This is a genomic window from Thomasclavelia spiroformis DSM 1552 (assembly GCF_025149465.1).
GTDB classification, from domain to species: domain Bacteria; phylum Bacillota_I; class Bacilli_A; order Erysipelotrichales; family Coprobacillaceae; genus Thomasclavelia; species Thomasclavelia spiroformis.
Window position 1 is genome coordinate 591,737 of the sequence record NZ_CP102275.1, and the last position, 20,425, is coordinate 612,161.

The 20,425-nt window shown below is 32.3% G+C and carries 17 protein-coding genes, 2 rRNA genes and 1 other annotated feature; of the genes, 14 read left to right on the plus strand and 5 right to left on the minus strand.

Features of this window, described 5'->3' with window-relative positions; translation table 11 throughout:
• Positions 1 to 200: 200 nt before the first annotated feature.
• The 5 genes from NQ543_RS02585 (at position 201) to ltrA (ending at position 8,923) form a co-directional block, all read left to right on the plus strand.
• Positions 201 to 3,110, plus strand: a 23S ribosomal RNA gene (locus NQ543_RS02585).
• Between the two features lie 76 nt (positions 3,111 to 3,186).
• Positions 3,187 to 3,295: ribosomal RNA gene (gene rrf / locus NQ543_RS02590) — 5S ribosomal RNA — on the plus strand.
• Between the two features lie 104 nt (positions 3,296 to 3,399).
• Positions 3,400 to 3,599: a binding site (T-box leader), on the plus strand.
• Between the two features lie 33 nt (positions 3,600 to 3,632).
• Positions 3,633 to 4,670: a phenylalanine--tRNA ligase subunit alpha gene (pheS, locus tag NQ543_RS02595; RefSeq protein WP_039904217.1), complete on the plus strand. Its 1,038-nt coding sequence runs from the start codon at positions 3,633 to 3,635 to the stop codon at positions 4,668 to 4,670.
• Positions 4,671 to 4,674: 4 nt separating this feature from the next.
• On the plus strand, positions 4,675 to 7,065 hold the full coding sequence (gene pheT, locus NQ543_RS02600) for a phenylalanine--tRNA ligase subunit beta (protein ID WP_004609893.1): 2,391 nt from the start codon (positions 4,675 to 4,677) through the stop codon (positions 7,063 to 7,065).
• Positions 7,066 to 7,504: 439 nt separating this feature from the next.
• On the plus strand, positions 7,505 to 8,923 hold the full coding sequence (ltrA, locus tag NQ543_RS02605) for a group II intron reverse transcriptase/maturase (RefSeq protein ID WP_004608658.1): 1,419 nt from the start codon (positions 7,505 to 7,507) through the stop codon (positions 8,921 to 8,923).
• Between the two features lie 110 nt (positions 8,924 to 9,033).
• Here ltrA and NQ543_RS02610 read toward each other — a convergent pair whose 3' ends face one another.
• Genes NQ543_RS02610 through NQ543_RS02620 form a run of 3 tightly spaced genes read right to left on the minus strand, consistent with a single transcriptional unit; the run spans position 9,034 to position 11,376 of the window.
• Positions 9,034 to 10,173, minus strand: coding sequence for a nucleotidyltransferase (locus NQ543_RS02610; protein WP_004609894.1), 1,140 nt, complete (start codon positions 10,171 to 10,173; stop codon positions 9,034 to 9,036).
• Entirely contained in the window at positions 10,170 to 10,625 is a 456-nt protein-coding gene (locus NQ543_RS02615; RefSeq protein WP_004609895.1) for a threonine/serine exporter family protein, read from the minus strand. Before NQ543_RS02615 ends, NQ543_RS02610 begins: the two co-directional genes overlap by 4 nt.
• A gap of 1 nt (position 10,626) precedes the next feature.
• Positions 10,627 to 11,376: a threonine/serine exporter family protein gene (locus NQ543_RS02620; protein WP_004609896.1), complete on the minus strand. Its 750-nt coding sequence runs from the start codon at positions 11,374 to 11,376 to the stop codon at positions 10,627 to 10,629.
• A 153-nt stretch (positions 11,377 to 11,529) separates the two neighbouring features.
• Here NQ543_RS02620 and NQ543_RS02625 point away from each other — a divergent pair, with 153 nt between their 5' ends.
• Positions 11,530 to 11,766, plus strand: coding sequence for a methylated-DNA--[protein]-cysteine S-methyltransferase (locus NQ543_RS02625; RefSeq protein ID WP_004609897.1), 237 nt, complete (start codon positions 11,530 to 11,532; stop codon positions 11,764 to 11,766).
• 185 nt (positions 11,767 to 11,951) lie between these two features.
• On the opposite strand, the gene NQ543_RS02630 is transcribed toward NQ543_RS02625, so the two are convergent.
• Complete coding sequence (locus NQ543_RS02630) at positions 11,952 to 12,275, minus strand: PTS sugar transporter subunit IIB (protein ID WP_039904237.1); 324 nt, start codon at positions 12,273 to 12,275, stop codon at positions 11,952 to 11,954.
• Positions 12,276 to 12,616: 341 nt separating this feature from the next.
• Here NQ543_RS02630 and pyk point away from each other — a divergent pair, with 341 nt between their 5' ends.
• Positions 12,617 to 14,047 carry a pyruvate kinase gene (gene pyk, locus NQ543_RS02635; protein WP_004609899.1) on the plus strand — a complete coding sequence of 477 codons (1,431 nt, stop codon included), beginning with the start codon at positions 12,617 to 12,619 and terminating at the stop codon, positions 14,045 to 14,047.
• 57 nt (positions 14,048 to 14,104) lie between these two features.
• Here the strand turns inward: pyk and NQ543_RS02640 are convergent, their stop codons facing one another.
• Positions 14,105 to 15,265 carry a pyridoxal phosphate-dependent aminotransferase gene (locus tag NQ543_RS02640; protein ID WP_004609901.1) on the minus strand — a complete coding sequence of 387 codons (1,161 nt, stop codon included), beginning with the start codon at positions 15,263 to 15,265 and terminating at the stop codon, positions 14,105 to 14,107.
• 138 nt (positions 15,266 to 15,403) lie between these two features.
• Here NQ543_RS02640 and spoIVA point away from each other — a divergent pair, with 138 nt between their 5' ends.
• The 7 genes from spoIVA (at position 15,404) to NQ543_RS02675 (ending at position 20,322) form a co-directional block, all read left to right on the plus strand.
• Positions 15,404 to 16,879 carry a stage IV sporulation protein A gene (spoIVA, locus tag NQ543_RS02645; RefSeq protein WP_004609902.1) on the plus strand — a complete coding sequence of 492 codons (1,476 nt, stop codon included), beginning with the start codon at positions 15,404 to 15,406 and terminating at the stop codon, positions 16,877 to 16,879.
• 65 nt (positions 16,880 to 16,944) lie between these two features.
• Positions 16,945 to 17,217, plus strand: a complete 273-nt coding sequence (locus NQ543_RS02650; RefSeq protein ID WP_039904220.1) for an HU family DNA-binding protein — start codon at positions 16,945 to 16,947, stop codon at positions 17,215 to 17,217.
• Between the two features lie 89 nt (positions 17,218 to 17,306).
• Entirely contained in the window at positions 17,307 to 18,014 is a 708-nt protein-coding gene (locus NQ543_RS02655) for a zinc metallopeptidase (protein ID WP_004609904.1), read from the plus strand.
• A gap of 199 nt (positions 18,015 to 18,213) precedes the next feature.
• Entirely contained in the window at positions 18,214 to 18,627 is a 414-nt protein-coding gene (locus tag NQ543_RS02660) for a hypothetical protein (RefSeq protein WP_004609905.1), read from the plus strand.
• 4 nt (positions 18,628 to 18,631) lie between these two features.
• Positions 18,632 to 19,225, plus strand: a complete 594-nt coding sequence (locus NQ543_RS02665; RefSeq protein ID WP_039904223.1) for a DnaD domain-containing protein — start codon at positions 18,632 to 18,634, stop codon at positions 19,223 to 19,225.
• Entirely contained in the window at positions 19,218 to 19,862 is a 645-nt protein-coding gene (gene nth, locus NQ543_RS02670; protein ID WP_004609907.1) for an endonuclease III, read from the plus strand. The genes NQ543_RS02665 and nth overlap by 8 nt, the downstream gene beginning before the upstream one ends.
• Positions 19,863 to 20,088: 226 nt before the next feature.
• The gene (locus tag NQ543_RS02675; RefSeq protein WP_230197302.1) at positions 20,089 to 20,322 is read left to right on the plus strand and encodes a hypothetical protein; all 234 of its coding nucleotides are present in this window, start codon (positions 20,089 to 20,091) and stop codon (positions 20,320 to 20,322) included.
• Positions 20,323 to 20,425: the final 103 nt, after the last annotated feature.

Here is a 20,425-nt window from a genome sequence, read left to right on the forward strand (position 1 = left end):
ATTCTGTTTAGTTTTGAGTGAAACTCGAAGAAGAGAGAAGCTCAGAGATCATTGAAAACTGGATAATAGACAAATTGCGAAAGAAAGAGATCGAGATAAGAAAATTATTGAGGTCTTTCTAGAGAAAGTCGAAAGAAAACTAAGAGAATTCAACACTGAAACAGTCAGTAAGAAGGAAATAGTGATCAAGACACCGAATAGGTAAAGTAGGGAAGAGCGTATGGCGGATGCCTAGGCACAGAGAGGCGAAGAAGGACGCAGCAAACAGCGAAATGCGACGGGGAGCAGTAAGCATGCAACGATCCGTCGATGTCCGAATGGGGGAACCCATCCGGGATAGAGACCGGATATCCTGCAGTGAACAGATAGCTGCAGAGAGGCGAGACTCAGGGAACTGAAACATCTAAGTACCTGAAGGAAGAGAAAATAAAAATGATTTCCTAAGTAGCGGCGAGCGAAAGGGGAGGAGCCCAAACCGATTTTAGGATCGGGGTTGTAGGACTGTCAGGAAAGAGCAAGAAGGCATTATAGGCGAACGGACTGGGAAGTCCGGCGAGACAGGGTGAAAGCCCCGTAGCCGAAATAGTGAAGAAGCTTGAGACAGCACCTGAGTACGGCGGGACACGAGGAATCCTGTCGGAATCTACCAGGACCATCTGGTAAGGCTAAATACTCCTCTGTGACCGATAGTGAACCAGTACCGTGAGGGAAAGGTGAAAAGAACCCCGGGAGGGGAGTGAAAAAGAACCTGAAACCATATGCTTACAAGAAGTTAGAGCCCGTTAAAGGGTGATAGCGTGCCTTTTGTAGAATGAACCGGCGAGTTACGATATGCAGCGAGGTTAAGCAGGATATGCGGAGCCGAAGCGAAAGCGAGTCTTAACAGGGCGCTAGTTGCATGTCGTAGACCCGAAACCGAGTGATCTAGCCATGACCAGGTTGAAGTTGGGGTAAAACCCGATGGAGGACCGAACCGACCCCCGTTGAAACGTTGGCGGATGAGTTGTGGCTAGGGGTGAAATTCCAATCGAACTCGGAGATAGCTGGTTCTCCCCGAAATAGCTTTAGGGCTAGCGTCGAGAGAGAGTCATGTGAAGGTAGAGCACTGAATATGTGATGGCCCCATCCCGGGGTACTGAATATAATCAAACTCCGAATGTCACAGAGACATGCTCGGCAGTCAGACAGCGGGTGATAAGGTCCACTGTCAAGAGGGAAACAGCCCAGACCATCAGCTAAGGTCCCAAAATATATACTAAGTGGAAAAGGATGTGGAGATGTCCAGACAACTAGGAGGTTGGCTCAGAAGCAGCCATCCTTTAAAGAGTGCGTAACAGCTCACTAGTCGAATGACTCTGCGCCGATAATTTACCGGGGCTAAGTATATTACCGAAGCTATGGATTTGCGATGAGCAAGTGGTAGGGGAGCGTTCTATGAGCGAAGAAGCAGTACCGGAAGGAGCTGTGGAGCATATAGAAGAGAGAATGCCGGTGTGAGTAGCGGAACGTGGGTGAGAATCCCACGCACCGAAAACCCAAGGTTTCCAGAGGAAGGTTCGTCCGCTCTGGGTAAGTCGGGACCTAAGGCGAGGCCGAGAGGCGTAGTCGATGGACAACAGGTAGAGATTCCTGTACTTACGGTATGAATGAAGGAGTGACGGAGAAGGCTAGGTGATCCTGCGGCTGGAAGAGCAGGTGCAAGCGAGGTAGCAGATATCCAGGCAAATCCGGATGTCGAGAAAGCGAAGGCGTGAAGCGGATGGAAAGCCAAGGCAAGTACAGAAGTCATTGAAGCCAGCTTCCAAGAAAAGCTTCTAGTGAAAATCATACAGTAACCCGTACCGAAAATGGACACACATGGGTGAGGAGAGAATCCTAAGGTGAGCGAGAGAACTATAGCTAAGGAACTCTGCAAAATGACTCCGTAACTTAGGGAGAAGGAGTGCTCATAGAGATATGAGCCGCAGTGAAACGGCCCAAGCGACTGTTTACCAAAAACACAGCTCTATGCTAAGTCGAAAGACGACGTATATGGGGTGACGCCTGCCCGGTGCTGGAAGGTTAAGAGGATGTGTCAGCGCAAGCGAAGCACTGAATTGAAGCCCCAGTAAACGGCGGCCGTAACTATAACGGTCCTAAGGTAGCGAAATTCCTTGTCAGGTAAGTTCTGACCCGCACGAAAGGCGTAACGATTTGGGCGCTGTCTCAGCTGTAGACTCGGTGAAGTCTTAGTACCTGTGAAGATGCAGGTTACCCGCGACTAGACGGAAAGACCCCATGGAGCTTTACTGTAGCTTGATATTGGACTTTGATGCAGGATGTACAGGATAGGTAGGAGACTGAGAGACATGCACGCCAGTGTGTGAGGAGTCGCTGTTGGGATACTACTCTTCCTGTATTGGAGTTCTAACCGGATGCCATAAGCTGGCAACGGGACAGTGTCAGGTGGGCAGTTTGACTGGGGCGGTCGCCTCCCAAAGAGTAACGGAGGCGCCCAAAGATACCCTCAGCTTGGATGGAAATCAAGCGCAGAGTGCAAAGGCAAAAGGGTGTTTGACTGCGAGACCAACAAGTCGAGCAGGGACGAAAGTCGGGCTTAGTGATCCGGCGGTGCTGAATGGAAAGGCCGTCGCTCAACGGATAAAAGCTACCCTGGGGATAACAGGCTGATCTCCCCCAAGAGTTCACATCGACGGGGAGGTTTGGCACCTCGATGTCGGCTCATCGCATCCTGGAGCTGAAGTCGGTTCCAAGGGTTGGGCTGTTCGCCCATTAAAGCGGTACGCGAGCTGGGTTCAGAACGTCGTGAGACAGTTCGGTCCCTATCTGTCGTGGGCGTAGGAAGTTTGAGAAGATCTGTCCTCAGTACGAGAGGACCGGGATGGACATATCAATGGTGCACCAGTTGTCACGCCAGTGGCACAGCTGGGTAGCTAAATATGGAAGGGATAAACGCTGAAGGCATCTAAGTGTGAAACCCACTTCAAGATGAGACTTCCCATTACGCAAGTAGGTAAGACCCCTTAAAGACGATAAGGTTGATAGGTCAGGAGTGTAAGCATGGTGACATGTTCAGCGGACTGATACTAATAGGTCGAGGACTTAACCTAAAGAGAGAAGAAGAAGCAATAGGAGCTATTATCCGGTTTTGAGTGATTCTCGAAAGGAATTGCTTAAAAGAGAAGATCTGGTAGCGATAGCATGATGGACACACCTGTACCCATACCGAACACAGAAGTTAAGCATCATAACGGCGACGATAGTACTGCGGTGCGACAATAGCAAGCTGCCGGTTCTTTTTTTATTTAATATTTAAATTACACATTTCTAATTATTTAATCGAATAATTAAATAATTAAATACTATTGTCAAATTTTTATAAACACGTTATAATAGACAAGTAATACGTTGATGAGGAGTAGTAAATAAGAAAATTGTTTTAGAGAGAAAGACATTTGGTGAAAGTCTTTTAACAATGGAATTATTGAATTCACCTTTGAGTGCGACTAATCACCGCCGTTTAAGCTACGTTACAGCTAATTAAGTGTATGACATTTTGTCATAAATTAGGATGGTACCGCGAGATAATCGTTCCTATTGGGAACGATTTTTTATATTTTAGGAGGAATAAAATGGAAAATGAATTATTGAGAATCAAAGAAGAGGCATTGAATAAATTAGATGAATGTTCTTCTTTAAAAGAATTAAATGATATTCGTGTCCTATATTTAGGGAAAAAAGGTCCAATTCAAGAATCAATGAAATTAATGAAAAATATGGATCCGGAAGCTCGTAAAACATTTGGACAAATTTCAAATCTTGTTAAACAAGAATTATCTAAGGCTGTTGAAGAAAAAAAAGAACTATTAGAAAATCAAACAATTTTAGATAAAATTAATAGAGAAAAAATTGATATTACATTACCTAGCTATAAATTAGATCAAGGTTCATTGCATCCTTTATCAATAATTGTAACTGAATTAGAAGATCTATTTTTAGGAATGGGATATCAAATCGCTGAAGGTCCTGAAGTTGAAAGTGATTATTTTAATTTTGAATTAATGAATTTGCCAAAAGGACATCCAGCACGTGATATGCAAGATACATTTTACATTGATGAAAATACGCTTATGCGAACACATACATCTCCAGTCCAAGCACATACATTGTTAGCTGCTAAAGGAAAAGGTCCAATTAAAGTAATATGTCCTGGTAAAACTTATCGCCGTGATGATGATGATGCTACTCACTCACATCAATTTATGCAATGTGAAGGATTGGTTGTTGATAAAAATATTACAATGGCTGATTTAAAAGGAACATTGGAAGTATTTGCTCGTAAATTTTTTGGTGAAAAACGTGAAATACGTTTACGCCCTTCTTATTTCCCGTTCACTGAACCTTCTGTTGAAGTTGATATTTCTTGTCATAATTGTGGAGGTAAGGGTTGTTCAATGTGTAAACATACAGGATGGATTGAAATTTTAGGTGCAGGAATGGTAAATCCTAAAGTACTTGAAATGTGTGGTTTTGATTCTGAAATATATCAAGGATTTGCTTTTGGAATTGGAATTGAACGTGTTGCAATGCTTAAATATGGTATTGATAATATCCGTAATTTCTATAATGATGATATAAGATTTTTAAATCAGTTTACAAGAAAGGAGTAGAAGAATGGATATTAGTTTAAAAGTTTTAAATAGATATATAAAAGTTGATGATCAAGATCCTAAGGAACTTGCTGATAAAATTACTTCAATAGGATTAGAAGTAGAAGGAATGCATAATTTAGCAAATGGTAATAATATGACAATTGGTCATGTATTAGAATGTGTTCCACATCCTGATAGTGATCATTTAAATGTTTGTAAAGTAGAAGTAAAACCTGGAGAAATTAGACAAATTGTTTGTGGGGCACCAAATGTTGCTGCTAATCAAAAAGTAATTGTTGCAAATCCAGGATGTGATTTAGGTAATGGATTTATTATAAAAGAAAGTAAAATTAGAGGTGTAGAATCTAATGGAATGATCTGTTCGATTGCAGAACTTGGATTAGATCAAAGATTGTTAAAACCTGAAGATAAAGAAGGAATACATATATTGGATGATAATGCACCAGTTGGTGAAGATCCATTAGAATATATAGGTCTTAAAGATACAATTTTGGAGATAGGTTTAACACCAAACCGCGCTGATTGTATGGCATTAACTTCATTTGCATATGAAGTAGGTGCAATTTTAAAACGTGATGTAAATTTACCAAAAATTGAAACAAAAGGAATAGATGGTAGTGAAATAAATGTTAAAGTAGATACTGATCTATGTTCTTTTTTTGGTGCTAAATTAGTAAAAGGTGTTACAACAAAAGACTCACCTGAATGGTTAAAAAATGCTTTACTTGCTAGTGGAATCAAACCAATTAATAACATTGTAGATATTTCTAATTTTGTCATGTTGGAAACTGGCCAACCAATTCATATGTATGATTATGATAAATTAAATAAAAAAGAATTTGTAATTAAAACTGGATTTAATCGTAAAGAAATCTTATTAGATGGAGAAGAATATACAATTGAACCTAATGATATTATTGTTTCAACTGATGATGGAATTGGTTGTATTGCTGGTGTTATGGGATCTAATAGTACAAAAATTGATGAAAATACTACAAATATTGTAATTGAAGTTGCTACTTTTGATGGAGCTAATTTAAGAGAAACTGCAAGACGTTTGAATTTACTAACTGATGCATCACAACATTATATTAAAGGAGCATTAAATACGGCTAATTCTTTAAATATTTTGGAAAGATGTGCAAATTTATTGGAAGAACTAGCTGATGCTAAAGAAATTTATAAAAGTGTAACAACTGATTTAAATATTGAAGAACGATATGTAGAAGTTTCAACAAGTAAAGTAAATGGTTTATTAGGAACAAATATTAGTACTTTAGAAATAGAAGAAATATTTAATTCATTAAAATTTGAATTTACATTAAATGGAGAGCAATTTAATGTTAAAGTACCAACTTATCGTAATGATATTACAATGACAGCAGATTTAATTGAAGAAGTAGCACGTATTTATGGATATGATAAAATACCATCAACTTTGCCTGAAATGTCTATGACTGTTGGTAAAAGAAACGATGTTCAAGCAAAAAAACATGTGATTCGTAATTTGCTTAAGGACCAAGGATTACATGAAACATTAACTTATTCTTTAACATCACCAACATTAGTAGAGGATTTTAATATTTTTCATACTAATGAGACAATTAAATTAGCAATGCCGTTAGGAGAAGAAAGAAGTGTAACTAGAAAATCAATAATTAGTTCATTGTTACAAGTAATCAACTATAATCAATCACATAATATTAAAGATGTTAATGTTTTTGAATTATCTACAACATATTCTAAAGATACCGAATTACAAAACTTAGCAATTGCTTGTTGTGGTGAATATAATGGTTTAGCATTTAAACAAATTTCATATAAAGCTGATTATTATTTAATGAAAGGTTTTGTAGAAACAATCTTTAAAAATTTAGGTATCGAAGAATCTCGTTATAAATTAGTACGAGTAGATCAAAATGATATTAACTATCATCCTGGTAGATCAGCATATATAATGATTGGAAAAGAAATAGTAGGTGTGATTGGTAATATTCATCCATTAATGGAAAAGAAATATAATGTAAAAGATGTATATGTTGTAGAATTGAATTTGACAACATTACTTAGCTTAAAAACAAGCAAAGTTAAATTCGTTGATATTCCAGTGTATCCATCAGTAAGTAGAGATATTGCTTTAGTAATGGATAAAGATGTTGCTACATATGATGTATGTCGTAAAATTATTCAAGCAAGTAAACAATTGGTAAAAGAAACTAAAATCTTTGATGTTTATGAAGGTGAACATATTGGAGCTAATAAAAAATCTGTAGCAATTAATTTGATTTTCCAAGATTCAAAAGGAACTTTACAAGAAAATACTATAAATGCAGTAATGGAAAAGATTTTAGAATCAGTATCAAAAGAATTTGATGCAGTATTAAGAGCATAATTATAAAAGAAATGGACTAGTGTCTGTTTCTTTTTAGTGTGCCACGCATGACATAAGACTAGGTGGTGAAAGTCCACTGTGGGGGTTTCGTACTACCAACCACTAGCCGAAGACAAGGTATCCATCGTAAGGTGTGAACGGGAGGAAGTTGGAGGCAAAGTCCTGACCCAAGGAATACGAACTATTTTAGGCAGAAGCTTATCGGATGAGATTGCTAAACAAATCGAAGTCCAATAGTACGACGGAATAAGCAGTGTAAAGATAGTGGGTACATAGGATGAAAGTGTTATGTCTTACCGTGGGAGGTCCTAGGAACATGATGAAAATGTAATCATGGTGGAAACGTTTGTCCTAGGAAGTCAGCCGAGGTCATAGTAGTGATGATGATAACTGTAATGGTTATCTAGCGAAGGACCGAACATAAGGAGGTGAACTGGAAATGAAAGATACTCAAGATAAAATAGGATACTGTCAACTATCATTAGGCTTACTCTATGAAGATAGTACGGAATACGACAATAGTGGAGAAGTGTATCCTACATCAAAACAAGAGATATCACATACGAAGAACACCAATAGATTTGTAGTACATGAGAAGTTACTTGAAACAATTATGGAGGATGCCAATATAGAAAAGGCAATCCAAAGGGTTATGAGTAATAAGGGAAGTGGTGGTGTAGATAAAATGCAAGTCGCAGAAGTTCGTACGCATTTCGCACAACACTGGTCTTATCTAAAGAAACTTATCATGGAGGGACATTATAGTCCACAAGCCGTTAAAAGAGTAGAAATACCAAAAGATAACGGAAAGAAAAGAGAGTTAGGAATTCCAACAGTGACGGATAGGGTCATACAACAGGCGATAGTACAGGTACTGACACCAATATTTGAACCCCAATTCAGTGACAATAGTTATGGGTTCCGACCAAGAAGAAATGCCCATCAAGCAGTAAGAAAAGTAGTCGAATACGCCAATGAAGGATATCGATATACAGTAGACCTAGATTTAGAGAAGTACTTTGATACAGTCAACCATTCAAGACTTATACAGATATTGTCACAAACTATTAAAGACGGAAGAGTTATATCACTCATACATAAATATCTCAATGCAGGAGTCATAGTAAAACATAAGTTTGAAGAAACTACAAAAGGAGTACCCCAAGGTGGGCCACTCAGCCCATTATTATCAAATATATATCTTAATGAATTTGATAAAGAAATGGAAAGAAGAGGAAATCGATTTGTAAGGTACGCAGATGACTGTGTCATACTATTCAAAAGTAAAAGAAGTGCAATGAGAGTCAAAGAAACAGTGACAAGATATTTAGAAGAGAAATTATTTGTAAAAGTGAACCAAGAGAAGACAAAGGTAGCCTATATTACTGATATAAAATTCTTGGGCTTTGGATTTTATATAGAGAAGAGTGGTAATGTACGAATCACTGTTCACAAGAAATCTAAAGAAAAGATGAAAAAGAGAATAAAGGAAATCACCAAAAGGAACCGACCAATATCAAGTAAGGAATTAGCTAAAGAGTTAAAAGAATACATTACAGGTTGGGTGAATTACTATAGGATAGCGAATATGAGTAAACATCTAAGGGAAATAGACTCATGGATGAGAAGAAGAATACGAATGATATATTGGAAAAGATGGAAGTTAGTAAGAACAAGGTATAGAAATTTACAAAAACTAGGTATTAATAAAAGTAAGGCATGGGAATGGGCAAACACAAGAAAAAGCTACTGGCACATCGCCAATAGCTTCATACTAAAAAGGACACTTACAAATGAAGTATTAAAAATATACGGATTTATAAGTGCACTAGATTATTACAACTCTATAAACTTATGAAACGCCGTGTAGGGAACCCTACGCACGGTGTTGTGAAAGGGGCGAAAGATTTTAATTCTTAGCCCCTATTCAATTTATTGGTATAAATAAAAACCAGATTAATATCTGGTTTATAATTTAGGAATACTCTTATATTCAAGAGAAATTAATTGGTCAGGACTATTTGATATGCATGATAAAAGCTTTGTTGCTTTAAATTCAAGATTTAAAGCTAAATGTTGATAACTAGAAAAGTTAGTTATTATTTTATAATCGCATATTTTTTTGATTCTATTTAAATATTTTTGACCAACATTATTCATTTTTAAAACTCTAATATAATCAATTTTCATACTTTCAATAATTGTAGCCTTATTATTACCCATTAAAATATGAATTAACATTCTTTGGATTCTAGAACGTGTATAACGTTTAGAAGTCAAAGATGTTATGAATTGATTCATATCTTTGCATAATAATATTTTTTCTTTGAGTAAATTTTCTATTCCCTCATCAACAAGATGAATATATTTTAATTCATCTTTTGAAATTGTTAAAAGTTTGTAACGTAGAAAAGGAAAGAAATCTTCAAAAAAATAAAATTCTTTATATTCATCATAGTTACAAATTTGATTTGTTATAGCTATATTATTTTTTAATGCATGTCTTATAGCACTTGCTGAACATATATTTTCAAGTTCTAAACTATGAAAATCATTTGTTCTTTTTATACAATGTAAATTAATTTGAAAGTTATTATTTATGACTTCTTTTACATATGCTAAACCTAATAAATCATTAGGGGTAGTAATACTTTTATTCATTAAAATTGATAATGCTTTATTGCAAGCATCAGGATAACGTAAACCTAAATTTAGTTGATGCTTTACTAATGTATTATAATCATTAGTATTATTTTTTATTGTCAAAGCAATATCTTTAAAAAGGTCAATATTACCACTTTCACTTCCAAAAACAATGTCAGTTACATTTAATTTATGGAGTATTTCAATTGCTCCCTTAGCAAAATAATCAGCACTTTGTACACTATATACAAATGGTAATTCAATGACTAAATCAACACCATTTTTAATTGCTATTTTAGCTCTTGTCCACTTATCGCTTATTGCTGGTTCACCACGTTGAACAAAATGACTTGACATAATTATTATTGTTATATCAGGGTTAACTAGTTCTTTTGCTTTGTTTAAATGATATAAATGTCCTTGGTGAAAGGGATTATATTCAACAATTAATCCAAGAACTTTCATAAATTAACCTTCAAAGAGTATTTAGAAAATTTTTTAATAACTTTAAATATTGTTGAAACAATCATAATTGCTAATGCTAGACTAGCAGAAATGGCAATAGTATGAATGAAACTATCTATAAATAATGCTGTATTTCCTTGTGTACAATAAAGCATAGTTTGATAAATTCCACGTCCAGGTACAAGTGGGAAACAGCCTATAATCAAAAATATTGTTGCAGGTGCTTTAAAGATACGAGCTGCTATTTCAGAAAATAAACTAACTATTGTCATTGCAATAAAATAAGCAACTAATTCGTTATTAAAATTATTAAACAATAAAAATACTAACCAACCCAACGCTCCACCAAAAGAACTAACTAAAACAAATCGCAATTGGTGATGAATTCTAAATATTAAAGAAAAACCAATACAAGCAACAAACGCACTTAAACATTGAATAAAATTATTCATCTTAACCTCCTAAAAGTACCATTATTGTTCCAACGCCAACTGCAATAAAAGTAGCAGTTAATAACGCTTCTAACATACGTGCTGTACCTGAAATATAATCGCCACCCATAATATCTCTTAAACTATTTGTAATTGCTACACCTGGTGTCAAAATCATTAAACAACCAATAATTACAGCTTGAAGGTTATCAATAAATCCAACTTTATTGCAAACAATGGCAATTATTGTTAAAAGCATACTGGATAAAAGGGTACAAACTAAGTTATTAATTTCAAGAATTTCTATTAGCCAAATGAAAAAATATAATATCAAACCAATAAAAAATCCACAAATTGTTTCACTAATTCCACCACCAAAAAAGGTTGTAAAAGAAGCCGTACCTATACCATAACCCCAAAATACAAGTTTCATATTTGTAGGAATGTTTATAATTTCATTAACCTGTGCTTTTAAAGTGTGATAATTAGGCCGATTACAACAAACATTGCGCACTAAATTATTTAACTCATAAAGCTTTTCTAAATTAACTCGATTTTGTTGCGTACGTTTAGATAGAGTAAACGTATGATAATCATGTGTTTCGATTGTAAGAGTAAAATATGTTGGTAGAGCAAATACCTCAACATTTTGATAACCATAACTTTTGCACATTCTTAATAAAGATTCTTCTACGCGATATATTTCAGCACCATATTTTAATAAAAGACGCCCAATTTCTCCAATTAAGTTTATAAGTTTTTGTTCGTTCATAATTCACCTCAAATCATACAAAAGTATACCACGAATAAATTTTAAATGATATAAAATGATGATTAATATTTGTAAATTATTATGATAAAATAATCTTGGTGATGATTATGTTAAAAGGATATCAATATAAAATGAAAATAGACATATATATTATTGAATAAAATATATGCAATAACTACAAATGACAAATATGAATATACAGCATTGATAAAAGAAGCAACAAGACAATTAAATGAATATTTTAATGGTGAAAGGAAAGTATTTGATTTGTTTTTAGATTTGACAGGAACTTCTTTTCAAATAAAAGTTTGGCAAGAATTATTAAAGATATTATATGGTGAAACAAAAAGTTATAAAGATGTTGGCATAAATAACTCAAAAGCATGTTGAGTAATAGGAATGGCAAATAATAAAAATAGAGTTATGATAGTAGTACCATGTCATTGAATAATTGATTCTAATAAAAAAATTAGTAGGTTATGCTGGAGGAATGAACTAAAAGAGCAGTTATTAAATTTAGAAAAAAATTTAATTAAAAAAACACAGTTCAATTCATTATGAACTGTGTTTTTAGTTTATGATACATAATTTTCAGATATTTTTGAAAAAGCTTTATCGAGGATATATTGACCATCTATATTTGCATAAGCTCCTATTCCTATTTGTTCAACAGGACAATCTACAATTTTTTCAATTAGAAATTGTTTAAAACAAATCAAGGGTGTGAGTAAAACAACATCTGCATCTATAGCTTTTTCACATATATCGTGGATAGAACAGGCATATATTTCACATTCAATAGAATCCTTTATTGATGCTTCTTTCATTTTGCTTACTAGATAGTTATTTGCAATAGCCATGTCATTATATGTATCACATAGTAAGACAATTTTTTTCACAATATAAGCCCCTTTCTCAATTTTTAATCTAGAAATTATATGAAATTTACAGACGTATTTTACCATAAAATGTAAACACTTTCAAGTTTTTTTGGTAAATGATCTATTAATGACATTTCTTTTAATTTTTTTGATAATTAACTAACTATTAGTTTCTTCTTATTATTTCCTAGGAAATAATATATTAATTTGAAAAATTTTGCTGATATCTAAGATAATTATATATATAATTTGAAAAATAATAAAATATACTAAAAAAGTAATCAATTTATAAAAAAACTCGCAAGTAAAAAATTAATTGACTATAATATATATAGATATAGAAAGTGGGGATAAATAATATGTTAAAAAATGAAAAAATGAGTAAAACTAAAATTATATGTACAATTGGACCAGCATCTGAAAGTAAAGAAATGATGACTAAATTGGTGAAAGCTGGAATGAATGTAATGAGACTTAATTTTTCTCACGGAAGTCATGAAGAACATTTAAATAGAATTAAATTGATTACTGAAATTAATAAGGAATTAGGATCATCTGTTGCCATATTATTAGATACTAAGGGACCTGAAATTAGAACAGGAGATTTTAAAGGGGGATATGCAGAATTTAAAAAAGGGCAAATTGTTACTATTTGTCAAGAAGATATAGAAGGTACAAGTGATCGTTTTACAATATCTTATAAAGATTTATATCATGATATTAAACCAGGAAGTTTTATTTTAGTAAATGATGGACAAGTTGAGCTATTAGTTGATCATGTTGATGGCACTGATATAGTATGTGTTTGTGCAAATGATGGAGTGGTAAAAAATAAGCGCGGAATAAATGTACCAGGAATAAAATTAGGATTTAACTATTTATCTAAGCGAGATATTGACGATCTAAAATTTGGCTGCTTACAACCATTTAATTATGTAGCAGCATCATTTGTAAGAAGAGCACAAGATATTTTTGATATAAAGAAATTGTTAATTGAAAATGATCGACCAGATATTCAAGTAATTGCTAAAATTGAAAATAAAGAAGGAGTCGAAAATATTGATGAAATTCTAAATATTGCTGATGGTATCATGATTGCTCGTGGTGATTTAGGAGTTGAGGTACCAGCAGAGGATGTACCATTAATTCAAAAAAGTATAATTAGTAAATGTAAAGATATGGGAAAAATTGTTATCACAGCAACTCAAATGTTAGAAAGTATGCAAACAAATCCACGACCAACTCGTGCCGAAGTAAGTGATGTAGCAAATGCTATTTTTGATGGAACGGATGCAATTATGTTATCTGGTGAATCAGCAGCAGGACAATATCCACAAGAATCAGTTATGACAATGAGTCGTATTGCTTTAAAAACCGAACAAAGCTTAGATTATGATGCTTTACATCGACAAGCTGTTTTAACAGCTGGTAAAGATACATCTGAAGCAATTTGCATGTCAGTTGCTGAAATTGCTTCAAAATTTCAAGTTGCGGCAATTATTGCTTTTACAGAAAGTGGATTTACTGCTCGAAAAATGTCTCGTTATCGCCCAGAAGCAAGAATTATTGCAGCAACGCCTATTGTTAATACAACAAGATCATTAGCTCTTAGTTGGGGAGTAACACCGGTTATTTGTAAAACTATGAAAACACGTTCTAGTATGATGGATTATGCAGAAATCATTGCTAAAGAAAATGGTGTAGCTTCTGGAGATTTAATTCTTGTAACAGGTGGAAAACCTGGTTTAATTGGAGATACTAGTTATTTAGAATTAGTTAGAGTAAAATAATTTCAAATATAAAAGAAGATTTAAATACTATAGAGAGTTTTTAAATCTTCATTTTTTTTACTTAAATATATTTGTTTTATCAATTAATGAAAATGCATTTTCAATTGTTTGAACATCTTGAATCAATGCAATTCTAACAAATCCTTCTCCATAAGAACCAAATGCACTGCCTGGAACAAATAAAATTCCTGTTTGGTTAAATAAATCATTTACAAAATCTAATGACGTTTTATATTTATCAGGTATTTTGGCCCAGATAAACATAGTACCTTTAGTTTTATTAATTTTCCAACCAATTTTTTTAGCATTAGTTAAAAAAGCATCTCGACGTTTTTTGTATGCATCCCGTGTTTGTTCAACACATGATTGATCCCCAGTTATTGCTTCAATTGCGGCTAATTGAATTGGAATGAACATACCATAGTCAATATTAGATTTTAAAGTTTTAATTTGTTTAATTATTTTGCTATTTCCAACCGCAAAACCAATTCTAGCCCCTGCTAAACCATATGTTTTTGATAATGAATTAAATTCAATTCCAACATCTTTAGCTCCAGGATATGATAAAAAGCTTTTGCCTGGTGATTCAAATAATAACTCGCTATAAGCATTATCATGTAAAACAATAATATCGTTTTCTTTAGCAAATTGAATTAAATTTAGATAAAACTCATCATTTGCAATTCCACATGTAGGATTATTTGGATATGAAACAACCATAAATTTAGTTTTTTTTGCAATATTTTTATCTATTTTACTAAAGTCTATTAAATAATTATTTTCTTTTAATAGTGGCATTTCTACTATTTTTGCCCCTGCAATTAAAGGCCCATCTTTAAATACAGGATAGCTAGGATTAGGAACTAAAACAATATCACCTTCATCAACTAATATCATCCCTAAATGAGATAAACCTTCTTGTGAACCTAATAAAGAACAAACTTCATCATTATTTAAGACAACATTGTACCTTCTTTTATACCAGTCAATTACAGCACTGATTAATTCTGGTAAATCATTGATTGCATAAATATAATTTTTAGAATCTAATGCTGCTTTTGAAAGAGTTTCTCGTATTTTTTTTGAAGGAGGTATATTCGGAGTACCAGTACTAAAATCAATTACAGGTAAACCGGCTTTTTTTCTTTGATTTGCTTTTTTTGCTAAAATAGTAAAAATACTTTCGGAAAATAGATCCATTCTCTTTGAAAAATTCATTTAATAATTCACCTCTTTTTTATTCTAATATATTTTCTAAAGGTGATAAAGTAAAAAATGATTTTAATAAAATAAAACCAAGATATGTTCTAAAAATAATGATATCTCATATAAATAAGACAAAGAGAGGAGTTAACAATGGAAACTAAAAATATCTTACATGATATCGCTAAAAGATGTGATGGGGACATATATTTGGGGGTTGTAGGACCGGTTAGAAGTGGCAAGTCTTCATTTATTAAACGTTTTATGGAAAAAGCTGTAATACCATATATTGAAGATAAAGATGCAAAATTACGAGCAATTGATGAATTACCACAATCAGGTAAAGGTAAAATGATAATGACAGTTGAACCGAAATTTATTCCTAATCAAGCAGTTGAGATGCTCATGGACGAAAATTTTAGAGTAAATATTCGTCTAGTTGATTGTGTTGGTTATGTAATTGATGGTGCAAAAGGATATGAAGATGAACAAGGAATTCGATATGTTAAAACACCTTGGTATTTAGAATCAATACCTTTTGATCAAGCAGCAAAAGTAGGAACAAAAAAGGTTATTCAAGATCATTCTACAATTGGAATTGTAATTACTAGTGATGGTAGTATTTGTGATATTCCGGGTGAAAATTATAGAGAGGCAACTGATAGTATTATTGAAGAGTTATTGGAAATTGATAAACCATTTATTGTAATTGTTAATAGCAAAGATATAAATAGCAATGTATGTAAAAAAGAAGTAGAACGTTTAAGTGATAAATATGATGTACCAGTAATTGCTATGGATGTAACAAATATGGAAGAACCACAAATTGTTTCTTTACTAAAAGATGCATTATATGAATTTAAAATTAGTGAAGTACGTATTGAAGTGCCTAAATGGTTAGCAATGATGTCGAGTAATCATTGGTTAAAGCAAACATTAGATACATCTTTAAAAGAATCATTACAATCAATTAAAAAATTTAAAGATGTTGAAAGAATTGCTGAATCTATTTGTCAATATGATTTTGTTGATAAAGCGTATTTAACAGGTATTGATACCAGTACATCTAGTGCCACATTAAAAATAGAAGAACGGGATGGATTATATAATGAAATATTAGAAGAAATAATTGGAGATAGAGGATTTGATCAAGCTACGTTTTTAACATTTATTCAAGAGTTAGTAGATATAAAAAAAGAATATGAAGGATTTTCTAATGCAGTAAGAATGGTTAAACAAACAGGATATGGTTATGCTATTCCAAAGCTTGAAGAAATTGAATTAAGTGAACCAGAATTAATAAAACAGGGACCTAGATATGGGATGAAATTGGTTTCTAAAGCAGGAACTACGTATATGATTAAAATTGATATTGAAAGTACCTTTGAACCAATTATTGGTTCAAAGGAACAAGCAGAAGCATTTATTGACTATTTAAATTCTAATGGAAATGATAAAAAAGCAATTTTTGATTGCGATGTTTTTGGAAGAAAATTAGGTGATTTAATTGAAGAAGGAATGTACATTAAGCTAAATGCAATTCCTGAAAATGCTAGTCAACGGATACACGATATATTATCAAAAATAGTTAATAAAGGAAAAAGTAATGTTATTGCAATTGTGCTATAAAAAGAGCTTGAAATCGGTAATTTTTAATGTTATACTTTCGTGGTATTAGATTTTTGGAGGTATTTATGAATAAAAAAGAATTGATTGAATCAGTATCTAAAGAAAGAAACTTAACTAAAAAAGATGCCGAAATTTTAGTTGATACAGTTTTTAATACAATTACTCGCAGTGTTATTGAAGGTGACAAAGTTCTAATTTCTGGATTTGGTACATTCAAAGTAAATGATCGTAAAGCTCGTAAAGGAATTTCTCCTAAAACTCAAGAAGAAATGATCATTCCTGCTAGTAAAACTGTTACATTTAAACCAAGTAATCGTTTAAAAGATGCAATGAACTAATCATTGTATCTTTTTAATTATTTATTAGTTATATTATTAATAATTAGTTAATAATATAGTGTATAATAGAACTAAAGGAGTTGATAAATATGCCATTTTATTATTATCCAATGTCATCTGCTTATATATTAGGTTATTTATTGGTTGCCATTGGAGCAATAATTATGATTTATGCACAAATAAAAGTAAATAAAACGTATAGTAAATATGAAAAAGTTCCTAATAGTAGAGGAATAACGGGAGCGATGGTTGCTCGTGAAATACTCGATCGAAACGGACTAAGTGATATTAAAATAAATCGAGTGAGTGGGAAATTATCTGATCATTATGATCCTAGAAATAGAACTATTAATTTATCTCAAGGAATTTTTGATGGGACATCGATTGCTGCTTTAGCAGTTGCTAGTCATGAATGTGGACATGCAATTCAACATAAACTTCATTATCGTCCACTTGTATTTAGAAATGCAATTATTCCTTTTTGTAATATTGGACAATATTTAGGATGGGTTGCTGTTTTTATCGGTTTGTTGATGGGAAATTCAAGCGTTGCTTGGATTGGAGTTATTTTAATGAGTGGTATTTTACTTTTTCAACTTGTAACTTTACCTGTTGAATTTGATGCATCATCTAGAGCATTACAAATATTGAAAACAAATTATTTGACTGGTAATGAGTATAGTGGTGCAAAATCAATGTTATCAGCTGCAGCTTTTACTTATGTTGCAGCAATGCTATCAACTATTTTATCATTACTTAGAATTGTGTTGATTGTAATTGGTAATGATCGCGATTAGTTAATATATGGATTCATATGGATTTTAATGAATCCTTTTTTTTGTATTTAAAGATAGTATATATTTTTCTTTTATAATATGAAAATTGATAGTATAATATGCATAGAAAGTTGGTGAGATTTTGAAATTTTTACGAAAACATAGGTTTAATATTTTAATAATTTTTTTGGTACTTGTGTTTGTTGTAGTGAGTTTTTATATGCTTTGGGTGCATGTTCCATATTCTAGGCATAAAAATGAGTTAATTGAAGTGGAACAAGAAATCATGGCGGAAAATGGATATGATAGTTCTGATTATTTTAATCGTTATGATGGAGAAAGAAGTTATTATATAATACATGGTAAAAAAGAAGATAAAGAACAATATGCTGTTTTTAATGAGAAAAAGAAATTTATTAAATCTTATAGTGGAAATGTTGTTGATAGACAGGTGTGTATTGATGCTTTTGAAGAGAGATATAAGCATACTCCAGATGATATTGAAATAGGGTATGAAAATGAAATATTTGTTTATTGTTTGTTGTATCGTGGTGAAAATTCATTGATTTATGCATTTTATGGAATCGATGATGGTGAATTTATAAAAGCGTATCGAATTGATAATAATAGGTAATTATATGTTAAAAGAATTAATAGAAAATAAATGTATTGATATAGGACGTTTATTGTTGTTAAGAGCTAAAGAATTACAGATTGAAGATAATGAATGTCATATTTTGTTACTTGTATATAATTTAAAAGAAATTGGAGTAAAAACGGTAACACCTCAAATGATTCAAAATTATTCAACTTTGTCTAATCAAGAACTTAACAAGGTATTGGGAAGTTTATTGGAGAAAAAGTTTATTTATAATCATTTAGGTGCAATTAATTTAAATAATCTTACTGAGAAGTTACTAGATAAAGATGAAGATAGTGCTGAAAAAGAAAATGATTTTGATTTGATTGCTATTTTTGAAGAACAATTTGCAAGAGCCTTATCACCAATTGAAATTAATATAATTAAGGAATGGAAAAATTCTAATTATAGTGATGATATGATTGTAAAGGCATTAAAAGAAGCAGTTAAAAGCCAAGTTTTCAATTTTAGATATATTGAAAGGATTCTTATTAATTGGTCTCAAAATGGAGTAAAACAGCGTTATATTGAACAGGATGAACCTAAACGAACTGTACCAGTAAGTGATTATAAGTGGTGGGAAAATGAATAAAGAAAAAACAACTAGAGTATTAAATTATTTAGAGGAGTTATTTCCTGATGCATACTGTGAATTAAATCATGATAGTGATTTTCAATTATTAGTAGCAGTAATGTTATCAGCACAAACAACCGATAAAAAGGTTAATGAATTAACAAAAGATTTATTTAAAAAATATCCTGATGTAAAAACCATGAGTCAGGCATCGTTAATACAGTTACAAGAGGATATTAAAACTATTGGATTATATCGTAATAAAGCTAAAAACCTTTTAGCAATGTCTAAAATGTTAATTGATAAATATGATGGTAAAGTACCTAGTGTGCAAAAAGAATTAGAAAGTTTGCCAGGTGTTGGACGTAAAACGGCTAATGTAGTACGTTCGGTTGCATTTGATATTCCTGCTTTTGCAGTTGATACACATGTTGAAAGAATTTCTAAACGATTAGGATTTGCAAAAAAAGATGATAATGTCTTAAATGTTGAAAAAAAATTATGTCGTTCAATTCCTAAGGAACGATGGAATAAAGCACATCATCAATTTATTTTTTTTGGTAGATATTTTTGTAAAGCAACTAATCCAAATTGTAAAGAATGTAAATTGTTTGATATGTGTAAAGATTCTATAAAAAAGGATAGAATCAAATAATAATATGGAATTAAAATAGCCCTCAAACTCAATGAGTTTGAGGGCTATTTTTATGTGTGCTGGCCATGACATGGATTCAGTTGGAGAGAAACCAACCACGGATATTTACTGCCAAGTGTAGTGAACCATAAGCTGTTGACAGTGATATTATAGGTGAAGGAATCACCCGTATTCAAAAATACAGAAGTATCTAAAAAGAAAGCATGCAATTTCAGGACCACTCTCAATAACATTTAAGAAAGTTAATCAAATAGTAAGAGGATGGATATACTATTTTAAGATAGGAAGCATAAAGGTATTTCTAGATAAGTTTGGACATGATTACGCCACAAGATACGATGTATTTAAAAAAACTAAGATAGTCTATAGAAATCTAATGGCATTAAACACTGCATATAAATGCAGATTTAAGCAAGAAGATATATATATGTACAAATGTATAAATTCAAGGTTAGAGTGAGTAAGTTAGATGTGATAAACTTCATATTATTTCCAACAGTTTTAGGCAAAGAGAAAGGGGATAGACTGGGTTTAGTCTATCCCCTAGAATACTATCTTAAGAG

What these genes read in the sequence shown, in the direction of transcription:
- pheS (WP_039904217.1), top strand. Translation starts at nt 3,633, where the DNA reads ATGGAAAATGAATTATTGAGAATCAAAGAAGAGGCATTGAATAAATTA.
- pheT (WP_004609893.1), top strand. Translation starts at nt 4,675, where the DNA reads ATGGATATTAGTTTAAAAGTTTTAAATAGATATATAAAAGTTGATGAT.
- ltrA (WP_004608658.1), top strand. Translation starts at nt 7,505, where the DNA reads ATGAAAGATACTCAAGATAAAATAGGATACTGTCAACTATCATTAGGC.
- NQ543_RS02610 (WP_004609894.1), bottom strand. Translation starts at nt 10,173, where the DNA reads ATGAAAGTTCTTGGATTAATTGTTGAATATAATCCCTTTCACCAAGGA.
- NQ543_RS02615 (WP_004609895.1), bottom strand. Translation starts at nt 10,625, where the DNA reads ATGAATAATTTTATTCAATGTTTAAGTGCGTTTGTTGCTTGTATTGGT.
- NQ543_RS02620 (WP_004609896.1), bottom strand. Translation starts at nt 11,376, where the DNA reads ATGAACGAACAAAAACTTATAAACTTAATTGGAGAAATTGGGCGTCTT.
- pyk (WP_004609899.1), top strand. Translation starts at nt 12,617, where the DNA reads ATGTTAAAAAATGAAAAAATGAGTAAAACTAAAATTATATGTACAATT.
- NQ543_RS02640 (WP_004609901.1), bottom strand. Translation starts at nt 15,265, where the DNA reads ATGAATTTTTCAAAGAGAATGGATCTATTTTCCGAAAGTATTTTTACT.
- spoIVA (WP_004609902.1), top strand. Translation starts at nt 15,404, where the DNA reads ATGGAAACTAAAAATATCTTACATGATATCGCTAAAAGATGTGATGGG.
- NQ543_RS02650 (WP_039904220.1), top strand. Translation starts at nt 16,945, where the DNA reads ATGAATAAAAAAGAATTGATTGAATCAGTATCTAAAGAAAGAAACTTA.
- NQ543_RS02655 (WP_004609904.1), top strand. Translation starts at nt 17,307, where the DNA reads ATGCCATTTTATTATTATCCAATGTCATCTGCTTATATATTAGGTTAT.
- NQ543_RS02660 (WP_004609905.1), top strand. Translation starts at nt 18,214, where the DNA reads ATGCTTTGGGTGCATGTTCCATATTCTAGGCATAAAAATGAGTTAATT.
- NQ543_RS02665 (WP_039904223.1), top strand. Translation starts at nt 18,632, where the DNA reads ATGTTAAAAGAATTAATAGAAAATAAATGTATTGATATAGGACGTTTA.
- nth (WP_004609907.1), top strand. Translation starts at nt 19,218, where the DNA reads ATGAATAAAGAAAAAACAACTAGAGTATTAAATTATTTAGAGGAGTTA.